Origin of the sequence: Rhodoblastus sp. (assembly GCF_019449565.1) — a bacterium.
Classification (GTDB): Bacteria; Pseudomonadota; Alphaproteobacteria; order Rhizobiales; family Beijerinckiaceae; genus Rhodoblastus.
On record NZ_JAGRPM010000037.1, the window covers coordinates 1 to 6150 of the forward strand.

The 6150-nt window shown below is 62.3% G+C and carries 4 protein-coding genes; 3 read left to right on the top strand and 1 reads right to left on the bottom strand.

Translation table 11 applies throughout. From position 1 onward, the window contains the following. Nucleotides 1-2344 (bottom strand): alkaline phosphatase family protein (locus QZ409_RS08525; protein WP_296709382.1); only part of this gene is annotated, 2344 nt, incomplete at its 3' end. Nucleotides 2345-2842: 498 nt separating this feature from the next. Between QZ409_RS08525 and sulP the strand changes: the two genes are divergently transcribed. The 3 genes from sulP to QZ409_RS08540 form a co-directional block, all read left to right on the top strand. Then, nucleotides 2843-4597 carry a sulfate permease gene (gene sulP / locus QZ409_RS08530; protein WP_296709386.1) on the top strand — a complete coding sequence of 585 codons (1755 nt, stop codon included), beginning with the start codon at nt 2843-2845 and terminating at the stop codon, nt 4595-4597. After that, entirely contained in the window at nt 4594-5655 is a 1062-nt protein-coding gene (cax, locus tag QZ409_RS08535) for a calcium/proton exchanger (RefSeq protein WP_296709389.1), read from the top strand. The genes sulP and cax overlap by 4 nt, the downstream gene beginning before the upstream one ends. Before the next feature lie 275 nt (nt 5656-5930). Continuing rightward, on the top strand, nt 5931-6150 hold a 220-nt coding region (locus QZ409_RS08540; RefSeq protein WP_296709392.1), incomplete at its 3' end, for a DUF3141 domain-containing protein.

The window sequence follows — 6150 nt, forward strand, 5'->3', positions numbered from 1 at the left end:
AGCCGGAGGCGATGGAGACCGTCGCGCCGCTCAGCGTCGTGCTGCTGGGATCGGCGACGGTGAGGCTGCTGTCGAGCGTCGCCGCCGCGCCGCCTTGGGTATAGCTCACCGTGACCCCGGCGCCGCCGAGCGTCGGAGGCGTCGCGGCCCCTGTCGTGAGGCTCACATTGGCGGTGACGGTCTGCCACCAATTATTGGCGACATATTCGTTGGAGATCCAGAAGCCGTTCGCATTATTGGGATCGGCGATCGCGGTCGAATAAGCGCCCCAGCGCTGGGCGCCAGATACGCCGGAATCGAAGAAGCCGGTGCTGGACTGGTAGAGCGCGGGCGCGCTGAAGGTCGAGCTGCCCGCCGTCGCATAGACATAATAATCGGCCGGATACATGCTTGCGCCGCTGGCGGTGAAATTCACCAGCACGTCGCCCGCCGCATCGACCGCAATCGAAGCATTGAAAACGCCGACGTCCGAGCCAATCGCCGCGCCGGTGATATCGCCCTGGGCGGCGAGCGTCGGCGCATTCGGATTGCTTACATTGATCTTGAACCAATGAATCGCCGGCTGGCTCGCGCCGGCGGGTTTGACTTCGCTCACCCCGTAGACGAAGCCGTTCGAATAGGCGAGGCTGCCGATGCGCGCGTCATAGGCGTTGAGCAGGAGGCTCGTTCCCAGCTGCGCCACGGTATAGGTCGACGAACCGGGGCCTTGATCGCTGTTCCCGAGCGCCAGCGTCGTCGCCGTGTTGAACGTGTTTGTCCCGGCGTTATAGGTCTGGACGGTCAGCAGGCTCTGGCCGCCGGAGGGGACGATCGACACATAATAGGTCTTGCCTGCGCCATCGGAGACATTGCGGGCGTTGCCCTGGTTCGCGGGGGCAAGGTTGGTCTTAACGACCTGCAGCGCCCCGCCGGTGTAAATGCCGCTGTCGCTGAAAACCCATTCCTGCGTACCCACAAGGGTTGAACCATACTGGTTTTCACTGACGTAGATATTGGTCCCATCGACCGAGAGATAGGGCATGTCCGCAAAAGTGGCGGAGCCGTTGATGGTCAGCAGCGAATTGACCGAACCGACATACCAGCCATCGTTGGGATTGGAGGTTTTCGAAACCGCGATATCGATATTGCTGGCGTTCGAGCCGAGATTTTCCGCCATGACGACGAAGCGCTGGTTGACGCTGTCATAGGCGACCCGGGCGTCGAGCAGCGAATTCCGCTGCGCCGCGGGGAGCGCTGCGAACAAGGTGTATAGCGATTGATTGACCGCCGCGCCTCCGGTGAGATTGGTCCATTCGATTTTCGAACTTTCCACCATCGCGACATAGGAGGCGCTCACCGCCAGCCCATTCTCGGGCGGGTAATTGTTCGGATCGCTGATGCCGGAAAATTTGGCGTTCACCGTGGATCCGCCGCCGCCGCCGCTGCTCACATTGACCGTGAATGTGTCGGTGGCGGGAGCGGAACTGGCGCCGCCCGGCGCCGCTTGGGTCGCGGTGATCGTGTGGCCGCCATTGCTCAATGGCGAAGTCGGCGTGTAGCTCCAGCCTCCGCCCGCCGCCACGACCGCTGTCCCCGCGACGGTTCCATCGATGGAAACCGTGACGGTGTCGCCGGCGATTCCGGTTCCGGAAATGACAGGCAGTTTTGTGGTCGTGTCGATGCTGCCATTGGCCGGCGACGTGATCGAGGGCGAGGGCGAGGGCGTGGGCGACGCGGGGATATTGCCGAAAACGTCGATCGGCGCCGCCGTCGCGGCGTTGTTAGGGCCGGTCAGGCCGAAAGCGCCGGTGATGGTGCTGAGAAGATTGTAGTCATTATAGGCGGTGTTGTAATTTCCCGGCACGACATTTGCGCCGTAAAGAATGGCTGCAACCTGGTTGGTCGTCTGGCTCGTCGCGTCATTGCTCTCGTCCCAGACAACGACAAGCAGCGAATTATTGGTCAAGGCCCATTGTGCGTAGGCGGCAAGATTGGCCTGGAGCCAGGTGTCTCCTTGCGCGATCGTTCCGTCGTGCATGTCATTTGTGATGCTCGGGATCACGTAAGACACAGACGGCAGAGAAGAATAGTTCCCGCCCGGAAACAGCCCAGGAAAACTGGTGAAATCCGTCTGGACGGAATAGCCTTCCGGGAAAGATACCCAGGGATCGTGGTTGAAATCGCTGCCGCCGCCGGTAGTGTCGACAAAGCCGGTGAAGCTGAGGCCGGCGCCGTGCAAAACCGTGTAAAGACTCGGGTCCGGCTCGCTATGCTGATTATCGTCGGTGGTTCCGAAAGTAGACCCAGCATAAAGTGCGAAATAATTCGGCTGGCTCGGATGCATCAAAGCGCTGAAATTGGTCAAATTCGCGCCGCCAGCCATAAGGCTGTTGATATATGGGGCTTGCGAACTACCAGCTATGTCGCTGTAATTCTGGTTCTCCATTACAACGACAACAATATGACTATAGGCTGGGACCGCCATGAGCGTATCTCCGAAAACGATTATTGATTGGCTATTCGCCGTCTCGTGAAGTCGCCAGCGCCATTCGCGCCCCTGGAACCGGCGCCGGAATCTTCCAGCCCGTCAAGGTCCGCGCCCGCCATGCAGATGCTCGTACTCGGATTACTTCGCCAAATGCGAGCGGCGCCGAAGGGCCGAAGCGCTCCCGGCCATGCCCACCTCCGACATTTTGTTAGTCTAGCACGCCGTGGGGGACTCCTTGAGGCCCCCATTGGGTGACTTTGGTACTGCTAAAGCGTTAGAAAGGATCGGCGCCGCAACACACTCGGCAGGGGTGACGTTGACGAAATGTCCCGCCCTCTCCATCTTCGAAGGACCGAGCGTCGCGATGGTCTGATAATGCCAAAACAATCCGGCTGGATGAATTGGGCGCCAGGGCTTCTCGTTCTCCGCGATTACCAGCGCTCCTGGCTGGCCCATGATCTCGTCGCCGGTCTGGTCTTGTCGACCATGTTGGCGCCGGTTGGAATCGCCTATGCCGTCGCGTCGGGCGTGCCCGGCGTCTATGGCCTCTATGCGACCATTATTCCCCTGCTGGCCTATGCGCTGTTCGGCCCGAGCCGCATTCTGGTGCTGGGGCCGGATTCGTCCCTCGCCGCGGTGATACTCGGCGTGATCATGCCGCTTTCCGCCGGCGATCCGACGCGCGCCATTGCCTTGGCCAGCGCGATGGCGGTCGTGTCCGGCCTCGTCTGCGTCGTGGCGGGCGCGGCCCGGCTCGGCTTCGTGACCGAACTGCTCTCGAAGCCGATCCGCTACGGCTATATGAACGGCATCGCCCTGACGGTGCTGGTCAGCCAATTGCCCAAGCTATTCGGCTTTTCCATCGAGGGAGATGGTCCGCTGCGCAAGCTCTGGGCGACGGCGCAAGCCCTCGCACAGGGCAAGGCGAACTGGGCGGCCTTTGCCATCGGCGCGGGCGTTCTTGCCATTATTTACGCTCTGAAGCCCTATAAGCGCATCCCCGGCATCCTGATCGCCGTGATCGGCGCGACCCTGATCGTCGGGGCGCTCGGCCTCGATGAAAACTATGGCGTGTCCGTGCTCGGATCGCTGCCGCGCGGACTGCCCGCCTTCGCCTTTCCCTGGATCGCGCCGGACGCCATCGTTCCGGTCCTGATTGGCGGTTTCGCGGTCGCCATGGTGTCCTTCGCCGACACCAGCGTGCTCTCGCGCGCCTATGCCGCGCGCCTGCGCCAGAACGTCGATCCCAATCAGGAGATGATCGGGCTCGGCGTCGCCAATCTGGCCGCGGGCTTCTTTCAGGGCTTTCCAATCAGCAGCAGCAGTTCGCGCACGCCGGTCGCGGAAGCTTCGGGCTCCAAGACGCAGCTCACCGGGGTGGTTGGCGCGCTCGCCGTGGCGCTGCTGCTGGTCGCCGCTCCCAATTTGCTGGAGAATCTGCCCAGCGCCGCTTTGGCCGCCGTCGTGATCGCCTCGGCGCTCGGTCTGGTCGAGTTCGAGGATCTGGCCCGGATTTATCGCATCCAGCGCTGGGAATTCTGGCTGTCCATGGCCTGTTTCGCCGGCGTCGCCGTGCTAGGCGCGATTCCGGGCATCGGCTTGGCGGTCGTCGCGGCGGTGATCGAATTTCTCTGGGACGGGTGGCGCCCGCATTCCGCGATCCTCGGACGCGCCGAGGGCGTCAAGGGCTATCACGACATCACCCGCTATCCCGCGGCGAGGCAGATTCCCGGCCTTGTGCTGTTTCGCTGGGATGCGCCGCTGTTTTTCGCTAATGCCGAATTTTTCAGAGAGCGCGCGCTTGACGCCATCTCTCGGGCGCCCAGTCCCGCGCGATGGCTGGTGATCGCCGCGGAACCGGTCACGAGCGTGGACGTCACCGCCGCCGACATCCTGTTCGAACTGGACCAGACGTTGCGGGAGTCTGGCGTTGCGCTTGTCTTCGCCGAATTGAAGGACCCCGTGAAGGACAAGCTCAAACGCTTCGAATTGATCCCGCAGATCGGCGCGCAGAATTTCTTCCCCACCATCGACGAGGCCGTCGCCGCCTTTCTCGTCAGTTTCGATGTCGACTGGATCGATCGGGAGGATCGCGACCCGCCCGGCCGGGAGAAAGAGGGGCTGTCATGAACTGGCTTCTGCTCTTCATTCCCGTCACGCTTGGCCTCGAATTTTTCGCGGCCGATCGTCACATCCTCATCTTCATCTCGTCCTGCCTGGCGATCCTCCCGCTCGCCGCCTGGATGGGCGAGGCGACGGAACAACTCGCGTCACGTCTCGGCGAAGGCGTCGGAGGGCTGCTCAACGCGACCTTTGGCAATGCGGCGGAGCTGATCATCGCCCTTGCCGGCCTGCGCGCCGGACTATCCGATGTCGTCAAGGCTTCGCTCGCTGGCTCGATCATCGGCAATATCCTGCTGGTTCTCGGCGCGGCCATGTTCGCCGGAGGGTTGCGCCACCCCGAACAGCATTACAATCCCGCCGGGGCGCGCTCGCAGGCGACCTTGCTCACGCTGGCGGCGATCGCGCTTGTCGTTCCCGCCGCCTTCCGCATCGCCGCCGGAACCACATCCGAGGGCCTCGGCCGGCTCAGCGTCGCAATCGCCGTCGTGCTCATCGTGCTTTACGCGGCCTACCTCCTGTTCGCCTTGGTGACCCATCCCGGTTTGTTCGCCAGCGCGAACGAGGAAGGGGCGAAAGCCGCGCCGGCTTCGGTGCGACGCGCCCTCGCAATTCTGACGGCGGCGACCGTCGGCGTGGCCTGGATGAGCGAGATCATGGTCGGGGCCATCGAGCCGATGGCGCATGAATCGGGTCTCAGCAAGGCGTTCGTGGGAGTCTTTCTGGTGGCCATCGTCGGCAATGCGGCCGAACACGCCACCGCCATCCAGGCCGCCCTGCGGAACCGCATGGATCTGTCTCTGTCCATAGCCATCGGTTCGAGCGTCCAAGTCGCGCTCTTCGTCGCGCCGATCCTGGTCCTCGCAAGCCAATTTTTTGGACCGGCGCCGATGGATCTGGCCTTTCCAGGCGCCTTGGTCCTGCTGATCCTGCTGTCGACGCTCATCACCGGCCAGGTCGCTGGCGACGGACGCTCGGACTGGCTTCGAGGCGCGCAATTGCTGACGGTTTATCTGGTCATGGCGATCAGCTTCTTCTTCCTGCCGGCCGCTCCGGCTTCGCACTGAGACCGGCCGCAATCCCGAGCCAAGATGGCGTCGATCTTGAACGTTGACCGACGTCATTGCGCTCATAGACTGGCTGGAACACACTAATTTGGATTGAAAACACGGCATTTGAGCGGAAGGTCAAGGAACTGAAGGCCATTTCGCCGAAACCGAAATGGCCAAGGCGATAAAATCGGTGGAGTCGATGAACCGGTCCGACAAGGCCAAGCAGGAACTGGTGAGTTCGTTTTGACCCAATAACAGAGTCGCGATGGAACGGCTCACGGGAGGAATCCATGTCCGAGAAAAAAGCCGGAACCAACGCCCTGCTGGACTATTGGGCCGACGCAGCCCAGCGTTACGTGCTGAGTCTCTACGTGCTGCGCCAGCGCGGGAACGATTATTTCTCCCATGCGGAGATGAAGGCGCCCCATGTTCTGAGTTTCAAGGTCGAGCTGGTCAGCGACGGGCGCAAGCTGGAGCGCCCGGTGAATTACCTGCTGACGCGGGTGATCC